This window comes from Streptomyces antarcticus (assembly GCF_026627255.1).
GTDB lineage: Bacteria > Actinomycetota > Actinomycetes > Streptomycetales > Streptomycetaceae > Streptomyces > Streptomyces antarcticus.
In genome coordinates this window covers 108,465-124,225 of record NZ_JAPNLM010000014.1, presented here as the reverse complement: position 1 = coordinate 124,225, position 15,761 = coordinate 108,465, and the positions used below count along the sequence as shown (strand labels likewise).

The following is a 15,761-nucleotide window of genomic DNA, read 5'->3' as shown; positions in this document are numbered from 1 at the left end:
CGGTCAGGCGCTCTCCAACGAGAAGTCGGGGTCCGGGGGCGATTGCTGCTCGTCCGGGACGCCGTACGGGTCCGCCGGGTCCGCGTACGGATCGGCGTACGGGTCGGCCGGACCGGACGGGTCGGCGTACGGGTCACTCGGGTCCGCGTACGGGTCGCTCGGGTCCGCGTACGGGTCGTCCGGCGCCGGGCCGTCGGGCTCCAGCGGGGGTTGCGCCGGGGCCTGCGACGGCGGGCGCTGCGGTGGGGCGGCCGGGTTCGACGGCAGCTTCGGGTGCGGGTTCGCGTTGGGGTCCGGGTCCGCGTCCGGGTCGGGGCTCGCCTGCCGGCTCGGCGGGCAGTCGGTCACCCCGGGCGTCGGCGCACCCGGCGCGGCGGGGTCTTCGGGCGCGTCGGGCGGGGGCGCGGCGGCGTCGGGCGCGGTGGGGGGCGCGGTGCGGGCCAGGCTGTTCGTGACGGGGCTGGGGCAGGGGTCGCCCGGCCCGGTCGGGGTGGCGGGCCCGTCGGGGATGCCGTCGGCGGGGTCGTAGGGGGGCGGTGTCCGGGGCGTCCGGTCCTGGGCGCCGTCGTCGCCGGACTTGCGCTCGATCCAGGTGTTGTCGGCGACATTGACGATCACCAGGTTGTTGATCACCTGGATGGTGGGTTCGATGACGACGACCTGGTTCGGCTGGTAGCCGTCCCACTGGTCGCCCTTGTGCACCGGGGATCCCTTGGCTGCGCGGGGGGCGAGCAGCGGGTTCCCGCAGGCGCAGCGGACGCGTGGCATGCCGTGGTCGTCGACGAGCACGGCGGAGCCGGCCTGGAGCACGGACTGGAAGGCGTCGGCGCGGCCTCCGCGGAAGCCGTGGCTGGTGACCCGGGTGTCGGCGCGGAGCACGACGGGGGTGAGGCCGCGCAGGAAGTCGGGGATCTTCGCCTGTTCGACGCCGGAGGCCTCGGCGAAGGCGCGGGCCTTGGCGTTGTCGGCGGTGAGGAAGGTGACCTGCTGTTCCACGTCGCAGCTGCCGAGGCGCTGGGTTCCGCCGTACAGGCCGGGGGTGGCCGCGTTGACGGTGCGGATGCCCCGGCCGGTCGGGTTGGGCAGCGGGGGCTGGACGGGGGCGGACTCGCGGGTGGCGGAGGAGGCGGTGAACGGGTCGGAGCCCGCCGCGCCGACGGGCTGGAGGTAGAGCTCCCTGCTCTCCGCGCCCGCCCGGCCCACGGGCTCCTCGGAACCGCCGCAGGCGGCGGCGAACAGTCCGAGGCCCGCGAAGAGGGCGGCGCCCGCGGGCGCGTGACGGCGTGGTGCCTGACGAGGTGTCGGAGGTTTCGGTGCGTGCACGTGCGTCTCCTTTTTCGCCCCGGTTGCTGCCTCTTGTCTGCCGTATCAGCGGGAGTGCCGCAACCGGAGCGGCGCGGTCGGCGTCCGGCCGGAGTACGACCGGCGCACGGAAGGACCACCGGGGGCACGGAGGCCACCGGGGGCCCCGGGCCACGGAGGAGCGGCGGGCATCGGAGCCCCGCGGCCGCCGGGCCGGGGCCGCCGGGGGCCCTGCCTATGCCCTGAGACCCCCCTCCTTCTTGAACATGTTCAAGGAACCTCGTAAGCTCAGGACTGTGAGTTGAACACGTTCAAGGTGTTCGGCCGCGCCTCGGGGGGAGTCCGCCGTGACCGTACTGGTGAACATCATCGTCACCCTGGGCATGCTCCACGTCGTTCCCGCCGGTCTCCGGCTCATCGACCCCGCCGGGCTCCGCCGGACCGCCCGCCTCTGGCCGCTGCTCGCCGCTCCCGGGGCCCTGTGCCTGTGGCTGCCGCGCGGGGCGCCCGCCACCGTTCTCGCCGCGCTCTACGCGGCGGCCACCGTCGCCCTGGCGGCGCGGATACCGGCCCGGCTGCCGCGGGGCCGCCCGCCCGCCCCGGCCGACGTCGCCGTGGCCACCGCCCTCGCCTCGCCCGCGATCGCCGCGACCGCCCTCGTCGCCGAGCGCGCCGGGTACCGGCTGTTCGGCTTCGACCTCGACGTCCTGGCCCTGACCGTGCCCCATTTCCACTTCGCCGGCTTCGCGGCCGCGCTCGTCGCCGGGCTGGTCTGCCGGACCCTGCGCACCGGTTCGGCGGCGGGCCTCGCGCGCTGGGCGGCGTACAGCGTCCCGGCGGGCACCCTGCTCGTGCTCGCGGGCTACTTCGTCGACGACTGGGCCGAGCTCGCCGGAGCGGTGGTGCTGACCGGCGGGATGTGGGCCGTGGCCGTGCTGACCTGGCGGGAGATCCGCCCCGCCGGCCGGGACCGGACCACGCGGACCCTGCTCGCCGCCTCGTCGGCGATCCTGGTGGCGACCATGCTGCTCGCCCTCTGGTGGGCCGTGGGCGAAGCCACCGGCCTCGTCCACCCCACCCTGACCTGGATGGCCGCGACCCACGGCCTCGGGAACGCCCTCGGATTCGCCCTGTGCTCGGTGCTGGCCTGGCGCCGACTGACCGCAGACCGACAGGAGATGACCCCATGACCCGCCTCATCAGCGCCGGCCGGGACACCGTCACCTACCCCGACCGGGGTGCCACGGCCCGGCAGCCCCTGCCCGACGGCTACCACCACCTGCGCCACCGCACCCGGGTCGGTCACGGCCAGGCCGCCTTCGAGACCGCCGGGACCGCGGTGACCACCTTCCTCGCGCACCGGGCCGCGGGGATGCGGGTGCGGTCGGACGCGGCCGACGCGCGCCCCGGGGCCCGTGTCGAGGTCGGGATCGGGTTCGGTCCCCTGCGGATCACCGCTCCGTGCCGGGTGATCTGGACGGCGTACGAGCCCACGCGCGTCGGGTTCGCCTACGGCACCCTGGACGGCCACCCCGAGTGCGGGGAGGAGTCCTTCGTCGTGGAGCGGGACCCCGAGGGCGGGGTCTGGTTCACGGTGACCGCCTTCAGCCGGCCGGCGCGCTGGTACACCCGCCTCGCCGGCCCGGTGGTCCCCTTCCTCCAGCTGCGCTATGCCCGCCGCCTCGGCCGGCACGTCCGCGCGCTGGCCGCCGCCGCCTGACCGGGCGGATACTGGAGGCGATGGACTGGTTCACCGCGCCCGGATACTGGCTGGCCCGGCTGGTCTTCCAGCGGGCCCTCGCCGGCGTCTACCTCTTCGCCTTCGTCGGGGCCGCCTTGCAGTTCCGGGCCCTGATCGGGGCCCGGGGCATGCTGCCCGTTCCGCGCCACGTGCGGGACGTGCCGTTCCGACGCGCCCCCAGCCTGTTCCAACTCCGCTACTCCGACCGGCTCTTCGCCTGCTGCGCCTGGACGGGGGCGGCGCTCGCGGCGGCGCTGGCCGCGGGCGCCGGGGACCGGGTCCCGCTGGGTGCGGCCATGGGAATGTGGGCGCTGCTGTGGGTGCTGTACCTGTCGATCGTGAACGTGGGGCAGACCTGGTACTCCTTCGGCTGGGAGTCGCTGCTGCTGGAGGCGGGCTTCCTCGCCGTCTTCCTCGGCAACGCGCGGACCGGGCCTCCGGTGCTGGTCCTGTGGTTGCTGCGGTGGGTGCTCTTCCGGGTGGAGTTCGGAGCCGGCTTGATCAAGATGCGCGGAGATCCCTGCTGGCGCCGGCTGACCTGCCTGTACTTCCACCACGAGACGCAGCCGATGCCGGGGCCGCTGAGCTGGTTCTTCCACCATCTGCCCAAACCGCTGCACCGGGTGGAGTGCGCGGCCAACCACGTGACCCAACTGGCACTGCCGGTCCTGCTGTTCACCCCGCAGCCGGTGGCGTCGTACGCCGCCGGGGCGGTGATCGCGACGCAGCTGTGGCTGGTCCTGTCGGGGAACTTCGCCTGGCTGAACTGGCTGACGATCACGCTCGCCCTGTCGGCCGTGGACTTCACCGGCCTGGCGGGCGCTCCGCCGGCCGCCGCCTCGCGGCCGGCGCCGGTGTGGTTCGCGGTGCTGGTCTGCGCGGTGACCGCGCTGGTGCTGGTGCTCAGCCGGCGTCCGGTGCTCAACATGGTCTCGCGCCGGCAGGTGATGAACCGCTCCTTCGACCCGCTGCACCTCGTGAACACCTACGGGGCCTTCGGCTCGGTCGGCCGCGTCCGGGAGGAGGTGGTGGTGGAGGGCACCGCGGACCGGTTGCCGCGTCCCGACGGGGCCTGGCGGGAGTACGGCTTCAAGGGCAAACCGGGGCATCCAAGCAGGCTGCCGCGCCAGTTCGCCCCGTACCACCTGCGCCTGGACTGGCTGATGTGGTTCGCGGCGCTCTCCCCCGGCTACGCCCGGGACTGGTTCGGGCCGTTCACGGAGCGGCTGCTGGCGGGCGACCGGGACACACTGCGGCTGCTGGGCCACAACCCCTTCCCGGACGCCCCGCCCGTGTACGTGCGGGCCCTGCTGTACCGCTACCGGTTCACCACCTGGCGCGAGCTCCGCGAGACGGGGGCCTGGTGGCACCGGACGCTGGTACGCGAGTACCTGCCGCCGACCCGCCTGGCGGACGCCGCAGCGTCAGAGCCCGAGTAGCGCGGCCTCCCGGGCCGCGTCGATGCCCGGGGCCGGCCGGTCGGGGCGCTGCGGCGGCGTCCCGCCTATCTCTCCGAGCCAGGCCCAGGTGTCGGCGACGGTCTCCTCGACCGGGCGGCACGTGAGGCCCGCCGCGAGGGCCTTGGCCACGCTGCCGCCGTGCATGGAGTCGTGGCCCTCCCCCGCCGGCGCCCAGACGGGGAGGTCCGTCCAGGGCTGCACCCCGGCCTCCTGGATGCGGTCGGGGTCGGTCCAGCGCAGGTCGGCGCGGCCGCCGGTGGTGGCCGCGCACGCGTCGAGGAGGCTGCCCATCGTGGCGTGCCCGACCGGCGAGACCAGGTTGTACGCGCCGCAGCGGCCGGCCACCGAGGCGTCCAGGGTCCAGCGCGCCAGGTCGCGTACGTCGATGTACTGGATCGGCAGCTCGCGCGGACCGGGGGCGAGCACGGGCCCGCCGCGCGCGGTGCGGTTCAGCCACCAGGGCAGCCGGCCGACGTTCTCGTACGGGCCGAGGATCAGCCCGGCGCGCACCAGGAGGGTCCGGTCGCCGAAGGCGTCGAGGGCGGCGAGCTCGGCGCCCCGCTTGTCCTCGGCGTAGGAGGTGGCGTCCGCGTCGGGCGAGCCGCCCACCAGCGGGCCGTCCTCGTCGAGCCCGGCCGGGGCCGGGTAGGCGTACACGGAGCGGCTCGAGACGTAGGAGTACCGTCCGACCCGGTCGCGCAGCAGGGCCGCGCTGTCGCGGACCGCGGTGGGCGCGCCGCCCCAGGTGTCGACGACGAGGTCCCACTCCCCCTCGGCCAGCGCGTCCAGGCCGCCGGGGGCGGTGCGGTCCCCGTGCACCGCGGTGACGCCGCCCGGGGGCGCGTGGTGCCCGCGGTGGAAGACGGTCACCTCCCAGCCCCGGTCCAGGGCGTCCTCGGTGATCGCACGTCCGACGAATTCGGTCCCACCCAGCATCAGCAGTTTCATGGGCCCAGCGTGCCCGGTCCGCCCGACGCGGCGGAAGCGGTGATCGCTGTCAGCGATGACGCTCCCGGCGTACGCGGAACGGGAACTCCCGGGCGCCGCCGGGCGGTCGGCGGCGCTCCGCGCGGATCCGGACAAGGCGGCGCCCCCGGCGCGGGTTCGCGCGGGGGGCGCTCGCTGCGGCTTCGCTCCGGACTAGTCGATGCCGCGCAGGATGTGCGACTCCGCCGGGTCGTCCTCGTAGCCCGCCAGTCGGATCGGGGCCGACAGGGCCCAGACTTCGAGGCTGCCGAGCTCGTCGGTGCGGGTGCTGGCCCGCCATCCCGTTCGCTCCAGGACCATCGGTTCGGGTTGCGTCGTCTCTGTCACCGCGCACTCCTTTGTGTCGCGTAACCCGGTGGGCGGGACCGCGCGCCGGGCAAGGGATAAAGGGTTTCCGGACGCGGTGGCGCCTTGGTGGAGCGCGGCCCGGGTGGGGGCCGACTTGATGCCCCTCAGAGTACACATATGAGCGGACCCCCGCTCGATGGAAAGGCAAAATCCTCTCCTTCCTCAGGTTTTCGCCCCGAGTTCGTGAAGTCGTGGGCCGATCGGCCCAGCGCCGGGTGCCTGGCGGCCCACGAAGGGTGCCGCTCGGCCCGTGCCGGATGCCGCTCGGCCCCGTACGGGTACGGCTCGGCCCTTACGGGTGGTGTGCCCGACGCCGGATTCCCGCGGAGCGACGGAGGGAGGGGCGGCGGTCGGGTCCGGGGTGCCGGAGTCCCAACTGCCGTACGTCACCGCCTTGCAGCAGCTGAAAGATCTCCTCCACGCCTGCCGCGGCGGGGACCCGGCTCGTCAGGTCGAGCATGCGCTCCGCACGGCGGGGCCGCTGCGCGGACCGCGCCCCTTTGGGGAAGAACTCCAGATCGCAGGCCTTGTTCATGGTCTGGACCTCTGCTCCGTCCGGGTGAGGGCGGGTGCCGGGCGCGCCGCCTGGCACGCATGGACGAGCGGATACGCGACCGCCCCCCTCGGCAGGCCGAGGGGGGCGGTCGGGAACGCGCGGGACGGGTCGGGGACTACCAGTTCGCGGGCGCGTAGTCCTTCAGGAAGACGCCGAACAGGTCCTCGCCGAGCTCGCCGCGGACGATCGGGTCGTAGACCCGGGCCGCGCCGTCGACCAGGTCGAGCGGGGCGTGGAAGCCCTCCTCCGCCAGCCGGATCTTGTCGGGGTGCGGGCGCTCGTCGGTGATCCAGCCGGTATCGACGGCGGTCATCAGGATCTGGTCCTTCTGGAACATCTCCTGGGCGCTGGTGCGCGTCAGCATGTTGAGCGCGGCCTTGGCCATGTTGGTGTGGGGGTGGCCGGCGCCCTTGTAGCCGCGGCTGAAGACGCCCTCCATCGCGGACACGTTGACCACGTACCGGCGGCCGGCCTCGGCCGCGGCCATGGACGGACGCAGCTTGCTGATCAGGATGAACGGCGCGGTGGAGTTGCACAGCTGCACTTCGAGGAGCTCGATCGGGTCCACCTCGGACACCGTCTGGATCCAGCTGTTCGTGTCGTGCAGGTCCGGGACGAGACCGCCCGCGTCGATGGCTGTTCCGGCCGCGATCCGCTCCAGCGAGGCGGAGCCGGAGACCAGGGCCAGCTCGGTGATGTCCTGGGCACTGAGCTTCTCGCCCTTGCCGGTGGGCAGGGCCGCCACCCGGTCGACCGTGCCGCTGCCGAAGGTGCCGATGACCTCCGAGGCGGGCAGCTCGCCGGCCGGGAGCGGGGCGTTCTCCGCGGCGACGAGCTCGCTGTAGGCGCCCGGGGAGCGGCGTACGGTCTGCGCGGCGTTGTTGATCAGGATGTCGAGCGGGCCCTCGGCGGCGACCGAGTCGGCGAGCGCGACGACCTGGGCCGGGTCGCGCAGGTCGATGCCGACGATCTTGAGTCGGTGCAGCCACTCGGAGCTGTCGGGCATCGCCTTGAAGCGGCGGACCGCGTCGGCCGGAAAGCGCGTGGTGATCGTGGTGTGGGCGCCGTCGCGCAGCAGCCGCAGCGCGATGTACATGCCGATCTTGGCGCGGCCGCCCGTGAGCAGCGCGCGGCGGCCGGTCAGGTCGGTGCGGGCGTCGCGGCGCGCGTGGTTGAAGGCGGCGCAGTCCTGGCAGAGCTGGTGGTAGAACGCGTCGACCTCGACGTAGCGGGTCTTGCAGACGTAGCAGGAGCGCGGGCGCTGGAGTATTCCGGCGATCGGACCCTTGGCGGCGGCGGTCAGGGCGTTGCCCTGGGTCTCGTCGTCGATGCGCTCGGCGGAGCCGGTCGCGGTCGCCTCGGTGACGGCCTTGTCGTTGGCGGTCTTGGCGGCGCGGCGGTCCTGACGGCGGCGCTGCTTGACCGTGCGGTAGAGGCCCGCGGTGGCGCGGCGTACGGTGACCGCGTCGGGGTGGTCGACGTCGAGCTTGTCCAGCTCGTCGAGCACGCTGAGGCACAGGGCCAGCCGCTCGGGGTCGATGCCCGGTCCGTAGGCGTGCCCGTAGTCCTGGTCCTGACTGTCTTCGGTCACCGTCATGGCCGCTGTCGTTCCTTGCTCACTCGTCCGCATCCGCCTGCTGCGGAAGTCCCCAAAAGGGAAACTGTACGGACGCCACGCGCCCGGAGACAAACCCGCTCCCGCACCCTTACGCACCGCGAGCGGACTGTGACGGTATGGAGGGGTTCGTCACGCTCCGCATCCGCGCGCGCGGGCACCGGTTCCCCGCCGCTCGCGCGGTGGAGGGCGTGCCGCGGGGTGTGTACGTACTCCCGTACTACGCCCGGAGTTTGACCCGTGACCCCCTGTGGGCTGAGGAATAGCGCGCTCGGGTCGGGCATTGTGGAGTTCATGAGTGCACTGGCGCTGTCGGTCCTGCTGTGCCTCGTGTCCGCCCTGGCGTACGCGGGCGGCGCGATCGTGCAGGAACGGGTCGCGGCGAGCACGCCGGACCACCGCGCTTACGCGCCGCTGCACCACGGCGTGTGGTGGTTCGCGGTGGGGCTCAACGGCCTCGGTGCGCTGCTGCACGTGGTGGCGCTCGCGTACGGACCGCTGAGTCTGGTCCAGCCGCTCGGCGCACTCACCATCGTCTTCGCCCTGCCCATGGCGGCGGTCTTCGTACGGCGCCGGGCGGGCGCCGCGGCCTGGCGCGGGGCGGTAGTGGCCACCGCGGGCCTGGTCGGGCTGCTGGCGCTGACGGGCGGGGACGGCAGGTCGGGGCAGTCCCTCGCGGGCGGTGAGCGCGGCCTGCTGCTCGCGCTCACCGGGGCCGGGGTGGCCGCGATGTTCCTGGCGGCGCACCGGATGCACCGGGCGGTGCTGCGCAGCGTGCTGCTGGCGGCGGCCACGGGTACGGCCTTCGGCATGGCATCGGTGTTCACCAAGTCGGTGGCCGAGTCCTTCGGCCCCGGCGCCCTGGTCGCGCTGTGGCCCGACCTGACCGCCGTCGCCGTGCTGGCGGGAGGCGGGCTGCTGCTGTCGCAGGCCGCCTACCGGGGCGCGGGACTGACCGCGCCGCTGGCCACCGTGACCGTGGTCAACCCGGTGGTCGCGGCGGCGGTCGGCATCTCCCTGTTCGCCGAGGGCTTCCGGTACGGGGCCGCGGGCACGGCCGCCGCGGTGGCCAGCGCCGCCGTCGCGGCGGCCGGCCTGGTGCTGCTCACGGCCGTGCCGCCGCACGTGCGCGGGTCAGATGCGGACCCCGTGGCCCCGGAGGTACTTGAGGGGGTCGATGTCGGAGCCGTAGCCCTCTCCCGTGCGCATCTCGAAGTGCAGGTGGGGGCCGCTGCTGTTGCCGGTCGAGCCGGAGCGCCCGATGCGCTGGCCGCCGGACACCTGCTGCCCGTCCTTCACGCCGAGCGCCGAGAGGTGGGCGTACTGGGAGTACCGGCCGTCGGTGTGCCGGATGACGACCTGGTAGCCGTAGGCCCCGGCCCAGCCGGCGGAGACGACCTGCCCCGGCCCGACGGACTTGACGGTGGTGCCGGTGGACACCGGGAAGTCGATGCCCGTGTGGTAGCCGCTGGACCAGGAGGATCCCGCGACGCGGTACGCGGTGCCGAGGGCGGCGTCGACGGGCGCGGAGTATCCCCCCGACGCGGGCTGCTGCTGCGCTGACGGCGCTTGCGCCGCCGGCTTCGGCGCGGGCTTCGCTGCCGGCTTCGCTACCGGCTTCGCTACCGGCTTCGCTGCCGCCTTCTCCGCCGGCTTCTCGGCCGCCTTGGGCGGCGTCGGCTTCTCGGCCGGCTTCTGCGCCGCCGGTTCCACGGGCTTGACCGGTTCGGCCGTCCGCGGCGGCTTCTCGGGGTTCTGCGCGGGCGGCGCGGCCGTGACGCGCAGGGTGAGCCGCTGTCCGGGGAAGATCAGGTCCGGATCGCCGCCCACGGTGACCCGGTTCGTCTCGTACAGGGCCTGCCAGCCGCCTTCGACCTGCTGCCGGGTGGCGATCGCCGAGAGCGAGTCCCCCTGGGCGACGACGTACGGGTTCGGCAGGACCGGACCTCCGGACCTGCCGGCCGGGGCGTTCTGCGGCGCGGCGGTCTGCGGCGCGGGCGCCTTCGCCTGCTGTGCCGGGGCCTTCACCCCCTGACCCTGGCCCCGGGTGTCCCGCGCGGACGCCGACACCGGTGCGGACGCGGGGGCCTTCGGCGTGACGGCGGGCGCCGGACCGCTGCGGCTGAGTCCGGCCGTCTTGCCGCAGTGGGGCCAGGCATGCGGGCCCTGCCCCTTGAGCACCTTCTCCGCGACCGCGATCTGCTGGTCCTTGGTGGCCAGGTCGGCGCGGGGGGCGTAGGCGGTGCCGCCGAAGGCCCGCCAGGTGCTCTGGCTGAACTGGAGGCCGCCGTAGTGGCCGTTGCCCGTGTTGATGGCCCAGTTGTTGGTGGACTCGCAGGTGGCGACCTTGTTCCAGGTGTCCACCGATGCTGCCTGGGCGACTCCGGCGCCGATGAGAGGGAGCGCTATCCCGGCGCCACCGGCGGTGACGGCGAGCGAGGCCCGGTTGATGCTGCTCGGCTGGTACCGGCGGTGCCGGCCCCGTACACCCATGCGAGCCCCCATTGAAGACGTCAGGAACCGCACAACCTAACGTCACGATTCGACTGTGGCAAGAGGCGCAACGGGGGCCTCTCCAGGGGGAATTGACCGACTCTCACCCGGTAAGTGATCGTCCGGCGGCCGCGTCGATGTAGCGTCGGTGTTCCCCGCACACCGAAGCACGCAGGAGCGCATCATGAGCACCAGCACAGCCCAGATCGGCGTCACCGGCCTCGCGGTCATGGGCAGCAACCTCGCCCGCAACTTCGCCCGCAACGGGTTCACCGTCGCCGTCCACAACCGCACCACCGCCAAGACCACGGCGCTCGTGGAGGAGTTCGGCCACGAGGGCTCCTTCGTCGCGGCCACCTCCGCGAAGGAGTTCGTCGACGCGCTGGAGCGCCCCCGGCGCCTCGTCATCATGGTGAAGGCCGGGGAGCCGACGGATGCCGTCATCCGCGAGTTCGCCCCGCTCCTGGAGGAGGGGGACGTCATCATCGACGGCGGCAACGCGCACTTCGAGGACACCCGGCGCCGCGAGAAGGAGCTGCGCGAGCAGGGCATCCACTTCGTGGGCGTGGGCATCTCGGGCGGCGAGGAGGGCGCGCTGCTCGGCCCGAGCATCATGCCGGGCGGCTCGAAGGAGTCGTACGAGTCCCTCGGCCCGCTGCTGGAGAAGATCGCCGCGAAGGCCGCCGACGGCACCCCGTGCACCTCGCACATCGGGCCGGACGGCGCCGGGCACTTCGTGAAGATGGTGCACAACGGCATCGAGTACGCCGACATGCAGTTGATCGCCGAGGCCTACCACCTGCTGCGCGAGGTCGCCGGCTACTCCCCCGCGAAGATCGCGGAGACCTTCCGGGAGTGGAACCGGGGACGCCTCGACTCGTACCTGATCGAGATCACGGCGGAGGTCCTCGCGCACACGGACGCCGCGACCGGCCGCCCGTTCGTCGATGTCGTGGCCGACGCCGCCGAGCAGAAGGGCACCGGCCGCTGGACCGTGCAGATCGCCCTGGACCTGGGCGTACCGGTGTCGGGGATCGCGGAGGCGGTCTTCGCCCGCGCCGTCTCGGGCCACGCCGACCTGCGCGAAGCCGCCCGCGGGCTCGGCGGTCCCACCGCCGCCCCGCTCGCGGCCGCGGAGGCCGACGCCTTCGCGGCGCAGGTGGAGGAGGCCCTGTACGCCTCTAAGATCGTCTCGTACACCCAGGGCTTCCACCAGATCCAGGCCGGCAGCACGGAGTACGGCTGGGGGGTGGATCCGGGCGCGGTGGCTTCGCTGTGGCGCGGCGGCTGCATCATCCGGGCGGCGTTCCTGGACCGCATCCGCGCCGCCTACGACGCCCGGCCCGAGCTGCCGAGCCTGCTGGCGGACGCGGACTTCGCCGACGAGATCGGGGCGGCCCAGGACGGCTGGCGGTCGGTCATCGTCGCGGCCGTGCGCCAGGGCATCCCGGTGCCGGCCTTCTCTGCGTCACTGGCGTACTACGACGCGCTGCGCGCCGAGCGCCTGCCGGCGGCCCTGACCCAGGGGCAGCGGGACTTCTTCGGGGCGCACACCTACCGGCGCACCGACCGCGAGGGCTCGTTCCACACGCTCTGGGGCGGCGACCGCTCCGAGGTCGGCACGAACTGACGCGGGAACCGAGTCGCGGGCCCCGCGGGGACCGGCCCCGCGGGGCCCGCGCACCTGCGGATGCGCGCAGGCGCGTGGCTCAGCTCAGGGGTCCGGGCTGCGGGACCGGCGCGGGCCCCGGCGGCGCCGGGATCGGGTCCGGCTCGGGCACGGGGCCGGGTACCGGCGGCGCGGGGCGCGGGACGGGCGCGGGGTCCGGGAAAGGGCTCGGTCCCGGGGCGGGATCGGGGCCGGGGACGGGCGGCTGGGTCTGCTCTACGTTTCGCACCATGTGTCCCACCTTCCCCCTAACGCGGCGCGTACGCCCTCCGGTCCCCCGGCTCCTCCGGCATCGACCGCGCCCCCGGCGGCTCGGCAGCGGCGGGGGGGGCACCGTCGTACGGGTGCGGGGCGGCGCCTCAGGCGAGCAGGGCCAGCCCGGCCGCGAGTCCCGGAGCCGGGCTGGAGAGCACCGGGACCCGGGTCACGGCGAGGTCCTCGGCGCCGGCCAGGGAGGCCTGGGCCAGCACGATCACGTCCGCGCCGGTCACCTCGTCGGCGGCCGCGGCCACCAGCGCGCGGCAGCCGTCCGGGTCGCCCGAAGCAAAGCGGTCCCACGCCCCGGCGACGAGGTGCGTACGGATCGCCACCGGGCGGCAGCCGGGCCGGGCAGCCTCGTCGACCAGCAGAGCCGCGGTCGGGGCGAGCGTCGACTCGAGGGAGGCCAGCACGGTGATCCGCGTCCCCGCGCGGACCGCCGCGGCCGCCATCGGGCGGTCCACACGCAGCACCGGAGCGCCGAGGGCCGGTGCCAGCGACTCGGCGGTCGCCCCGATCGTCGAGCAGGTGACCAGCACGGGCCCCGGTCCGGCGCCGACGAGCAGCGCCGACAGCTCCGCCGCGACCGCGTCCGGGCCCTCACCACTGGCCCGGTCCAGGAGTCCCGGAACCACCAGGTGCCGCAGGACGGCACCCGGATGGTTCCGGTCGCGGAGCGCGTCGAACACCGGGACGTGCGCGGGCGAGGTGTGCAGCAGGACCAGACCGGCGGCCCCGCTCACCACGGGCCGGTCCCGCCGGCCGACGGCACCCCGGCCGCGGAGGCGAGCGGCGGTCCCGCCTTCCGCCCGTCCGCGCACTCGATCGGCGTCATGTCCGCCACGGTCCCCCGGCCCCCTCAGACGGCCACGGCGTGCGGGCTGCGCTCCTGGTCCGTGCCCGGCACCGGGGCGGACGGGTCCGCGCCCAGTCCGACGATCCGGTTGCCGCCGTCGACGTGCACGACGCGGGGCTTCAACTCCCGCGCCTCCGCGTCCTCGACCTGCGCGTAGCTGATGAGGATGACAAGGTCCCCGGGGTGCACCAGATGCGCGGCGGCACCGTTGATCCCGATGACCCCGGACCCGCGCTCGCCCTCGATGACGTAGGTCTCCAGCCGTGCGCCGTTGGTGATGTCCACGATGTGGACGAGCTCACCGGGCAGCAGATCCGCCGCGTCCAGCAGATCGGCGTCGACGGTCACGGAGCCGACGTAGTGCAGGTCGGCCTGGGTGACGGTGGCCCGATGGATCTTGGACTTGAACATGGTACGAAGCATGTGGAAACTCCCGATATGTCTGCTCCCTGCCTGCTCATTGCAGGTCAAGGGCGGTCTCCGCAGATTACAACCATTCGCATGTTCGGTCAGCTTTCCCCGAGTCTTTCAGGACTCACGCTGACCAATTGCTGAGCCCGCAGTCGAGCCAGCGCGCCCTTCTAGTCCCGCGGCTTGAGCGCAAGGATCAGGAGCGTCCTCAACAGATCGCCGAAAGTCCCGTGTCCTCTCACGTCTTCGACTACGTCCCCGTCGACGATCCCCTGTTGGGAAGGGTCGACGTCCGGCTGGACGAGAAGGCGGGCGAGCTGATCGTCGAGGGGGAGGCCATTCCCAGGGCGGTGGTTCGCAGGGCGGAGGGGACGCCGCTGGAGTCCCACGTGCCGATCGGGACGCGGGACACGACCCGTGTCACGATGACCGTGGCCGGTGCCTCCCTGTTTGGCTGAGATCACTCCAGAGAGCGGGAGCAGGTCGACTTCGCCACGAAAGCGATCCCGTCGTACTCCTCGGCCGGTACGAGCGGTGCGAGGTGGAAGCGGTAGGTGAACCTGGGGACGTTGGCGCCGAAGCTGCGCTGGAGGGCTGGCCCGCGCAGCCATTCCTGCACGGCGGGTGCCGCCTTCGCTGCCCCGCCCCGCAGATCGACCAGGTAGTCGCCCCGTACGGACCGGCCGCCCTCGAACCGGGCAACCGGCGCCAGGCGCGCAGCGGCGGGCGCGTGACCACGGGGCCTACCGCGGACCCCGGGCCGGGCCTCCGGTCGACCCGTGCCCCTCGTCTTCGCGCCGGTCGAGGAGGACGACCGCCACGTCGTCCGCCAGGCGGCTCTGCGTGTGGCGGAGCAATGCCTCGCGCAGGCCGTCCAAGAACGCCTGCCGGGTGTGGTCGCGCATGGTCACCATGGCCTCGGGCAGGTCGAAGAAGGTGTTGTCCCGGTCGCGGGCCTCGATGACACCGTCGGTACACAACAGCAGCCGGTCCCCCGGTGCGAACGGATAGCGGTCCGTGCGTCCGGGAGGGCCGTCGATGAATTCCTCGAGACCGAGCGGCGGCAGGGGGGCGGTGGGCATCAAGGACCGGACCGCGCCGTTGCGCAGCAGCAGCGGTGGCGGATGGCCCCGGTTGATCACCTCGACGTGAGGGCTGTCGGGAATCTGAGCCACGAGCGCGGTGACGAATCCCTCGAGGAGGGCGTCGTTACCGTCGGCCGCCCCCGCCCCCGCGCCCGCGCCCCCGACGACGGCGTCCCGCCGCAGGGCCGCTCCGCAGTGGTTGATCACCTCCACCAGGTCGTCCTCGTAGTGCACGGCCTCCCGGAATGCGCCCAGCACGACCGCGGCGGCCCGTACGGCGGGCAGTCCCTTGCCCCGGACATCCCCGACGATCATCCGGACCCCGTACCGCGTCTGGACCACGTCGTACAGATCGCCGCCGATCTGCGCGCCCGTCTCGGCCGCCAGGTACATGCTGGCCGCCCGTACGGGGCCCAGCCGGTCCGGCACCGGCCGCAGCAGGACCTCTTGGGCGGCCTTGGCGATCCGGCGGACCTGGTTGAGCTCGTTCTCCTGGCGCGTGCGCGCGGCGCGGCTCGTCATGAAGCTCGCCGCCGAGACCAGGAACAGGGCGAGGAAGTTCGTGTAGACCTGCTGACCACCCCAGGCGTGGTTGTAGGCGGCGGTGGTCACGCTGACGCCGACGGCCACTCCCGTCGCCGCGAGCGTGCCCTGGGGGCCCATCGTCACCGCCGCCAGAGCGGGTGTCGCAACCAGCAGGGGGCCGGTGTACACGACGTGCGCAGGCGTGAGCTCGACGAGGAGCACCAGCAGGGCGATCACGAAGGGCACGCACTCCGCTAGGGCGAAAAGGACCTGGTGGTGGCCGCCGGCTCCCGGTCCAGGGGGCGAGCGCAAAGGCGCTCTCATGAGTACAGACTGCCTCGCCCCGCCGCATGGCCGCCACTGCAGTTCACCGATCCCCGTGGGCGCCCGGATCGCTGCTGCCGGGCGCCCGTCGCTCCCCGCTGCCGATGACCCGTAGAGGTTAGAAAATGAAG

The 15,761-nt window shown here is 73.7% G+C and carries 14 protein-coding genes and 1 pseudogene; 6 read left to right on the top strand and 9 right to left on the bottom strand.

What is annotated here, in order from left to right; all coding sequences use genetic code 11:
- Positions 1-3 precede the first annotated feature (3 nt).
- Entirely contained in the window at positions 4-1,323 is a 1,320-nt protein-coding gene (locus OTB16_RS21760) for a DUF6777 domain-containing protein (protein WP_267722116.1), read from the bottom strand.
- Between the two features lie 326 nt (positions 1,324-1,649).
- Between OTB16_RS21760 and OTB16_RS21755 the strand changes: the two genes are divergently transcribed.
- The 3 genes from OTB16_RS21755 to OTB16_RS21745 are packed head-to-tail and all read left to right on the top strand — an operon-like array spanning position 1,650 to position 4,482.
- Positions 1,650-2,492: a YndJ family protein gene (locus OTB16_RS21755; protein ID WP_267722114.1), complete on the top strand. Its 843-nt coding sequence runs from the start codon at positions 1,650-1,652 to the stop codon at positions 2,490-2,492.
- Entirely contained in the window at positions 2,489-3,022 is a 534-nt protein-coding gene (locus OTB16_RS21750; RefSeq protein WP_267722112.1) for a DUF1990 family protein, read from the top strand. Before OTB16_RS21755 ends, OTB16_RS21750 begins: the two co-directional genes overlap by 4 nt.
- A gap of 20 nt (positions 3,023-3,042) precedes the next feature.
- Positions 3,043-4,482 (top strand): lipase maturation factor family protein, encoded by a 1,440-nt coding sequence (locus OTB16_RS21745; protein WP_267722111.1) that lies wholly within the window; start codon positions 3,043-3,045, stop codon positions 4,480-4,482.
- Here the strand turns inward: OTB16_RS21745 and OTB16_RS21740 are convergent.
- From OTB16_RS21740 to OTB16_RS21730, 3 genes are all read right to left on the bottom strand, one after another.
- Positions 4,468-5,451, bottom strand: a complete 984-nt coding sequence (locus OTB16_RS21740; RefSeq protein ID WP_267722110.1) for an NAD-dependent epimerase/dehydratase family protein — start codon at positions 5,449-5,451, stop codon at positions 4,468-4,470. The genes OTB16_RS21745 and OTB16_RS21740 overlap by 15 nt on opposite strands.
- 192 nt (positions 5,452-5,643) lie before the next feature.
- Complete coding sequence (locus tag OTB16_RS21735; protein ID WP_267722238.1) at positions 5,644-5,817, bottom strand: hypothetical protein; 174 nt, start codon at positions 5,815-5,817, stop codon at positions 5,644-5,646.
- A gap of 692 nt (positions 5,818-6,509) precedes the next feature.
- Entirely contained in the window at positions 6,510-7,991 is a 1,482-nt protein-coding gene (locus OTB16_RS21730) for an SDR family oxidoreductase (RefSeq protein WP_267722107.1), read from the bottom strand.
- 312 nt (positions 7,992-8,303) lie between these two features.
- On the opposite strand from OTB16_RS21730, the pseudogene OTB16_RS21725 reads away from it, so the two are divergent.
- Positions 8,304-9,050: pseudogene (locus OTB16_RS21725) on the top strand (DMT family transporter); the annotation flags it as partial.
- Positions 9,051-9,143: 93 nt separating this feature from the next.
- Here the strand turns inward: OTB16_RS21725 and OTB16_RS21720 are convergent.
- Positions 9,144-10,502 carry a transglycosylase family protein gene (locus OTB16_RS21720; protein ID WP_267722106.1) on the bottom strand — a complete coding sequence of 453 codons (1,359 nt, stop codon included), beginning with the start codon at positions 10,500-10,502 and terminating at the stop codon, positions 9,144-9,146.
- A gap of 184 nt (positions 10,503-10,686) precedes the next feature.
- Here OTB16_RS21720 and gndA point away from each other — a divergent pair, with 184 nt between their 5' ends.
- Positions 10,687-12,132, top strand: a complete 1,446-nt coding sequence (gene gndA, locus OTB16_RS21715) for an NADP-dependent phosphogluconate dehydrogenase (RefSeq protein WP_267722104.1) — start codon at positions 10,687-10,689, stop codon at positions 12,130-12,132.
- Positions 12,133-12,530: 398 nt separating this feature from the next.
- Here the strand turns inward: gndA and OTB16_RS21710 are convergent, their stop codons facing one another.
- Positions 12,531-13,172 carry an aspartate/glutamate racemase family protein gene (locus OTB16_RS21710; protein WP_267722103.1) on the bottom strand — a complete coding sequence of 214 codons (642 nt, stop codon included), beginning with the start codon at positions 13,170-13,172 and terminating at the stop codon, positions 12,531-12,533.
- Between the two features lie 116 nt (positions 13,173-13,288).
- Positions 13,289-13,708 (bottom strand): aspartate 1-decarboxylase, encoded by a 420-nt coding sequence (panD, locus tag OTB16_RS21705; RefSeq protein WP_267722101.1) that lies wholly within the window; start codon positions 13,706-13,708, stop codon positions 13,289-13,291.
- 218 nt (positions 13,709-13,926) lie between these two features.
- Between panD and OTB16_RS21700 the strand changes: the two genes are divergently transcribed.
- The gene (locus OTB16_RS21700) at positions 13,927-14,154 is read left to right on the top strand and encodes a hypothetical protein (protein WP_267722099.1); all 228 of its coding nucleotides are present in this window, start codon (positions 13,927-13,929) and stop codon (positions 14,152-14,154) included.
- 2 nt (positions 14,155-14,156) lie between these two features.
- On the opposite strand, the gene OTB16_RS21695 is transcribed toward OTB16_RS21700, so the two are convergent.
- Both OTB16_RS21695 and OTB16_RS21690 read right to left on the bottom strand, forming a co-directional pair.
- Positions 14,157-14,315 (bottom strand): hypothetical protein, encoded by a 159-nt coding sequence (locus OTB16_RS21695; protein ID WP_267722097.1) that lies wholly within the window; start codon positions 14,313-14,315, stop codon positions 14,157-14,159.
- A gap of 124 nt (positions 14,316-14,439) precedes the next feature.
- Complete coding sequence (locus OTB16_RS21690) at positions 14,440-15,630, bottom strand: PP2C family protein-serine/threonine phosphatase (protein ID WP_267722095.1); 1,191 nt, start codon at positions 15,628-15,630, stop codon at positions 14,440-14,442.
- Positions 15,631-15,761: the final 131 nt, after the last annotated feature.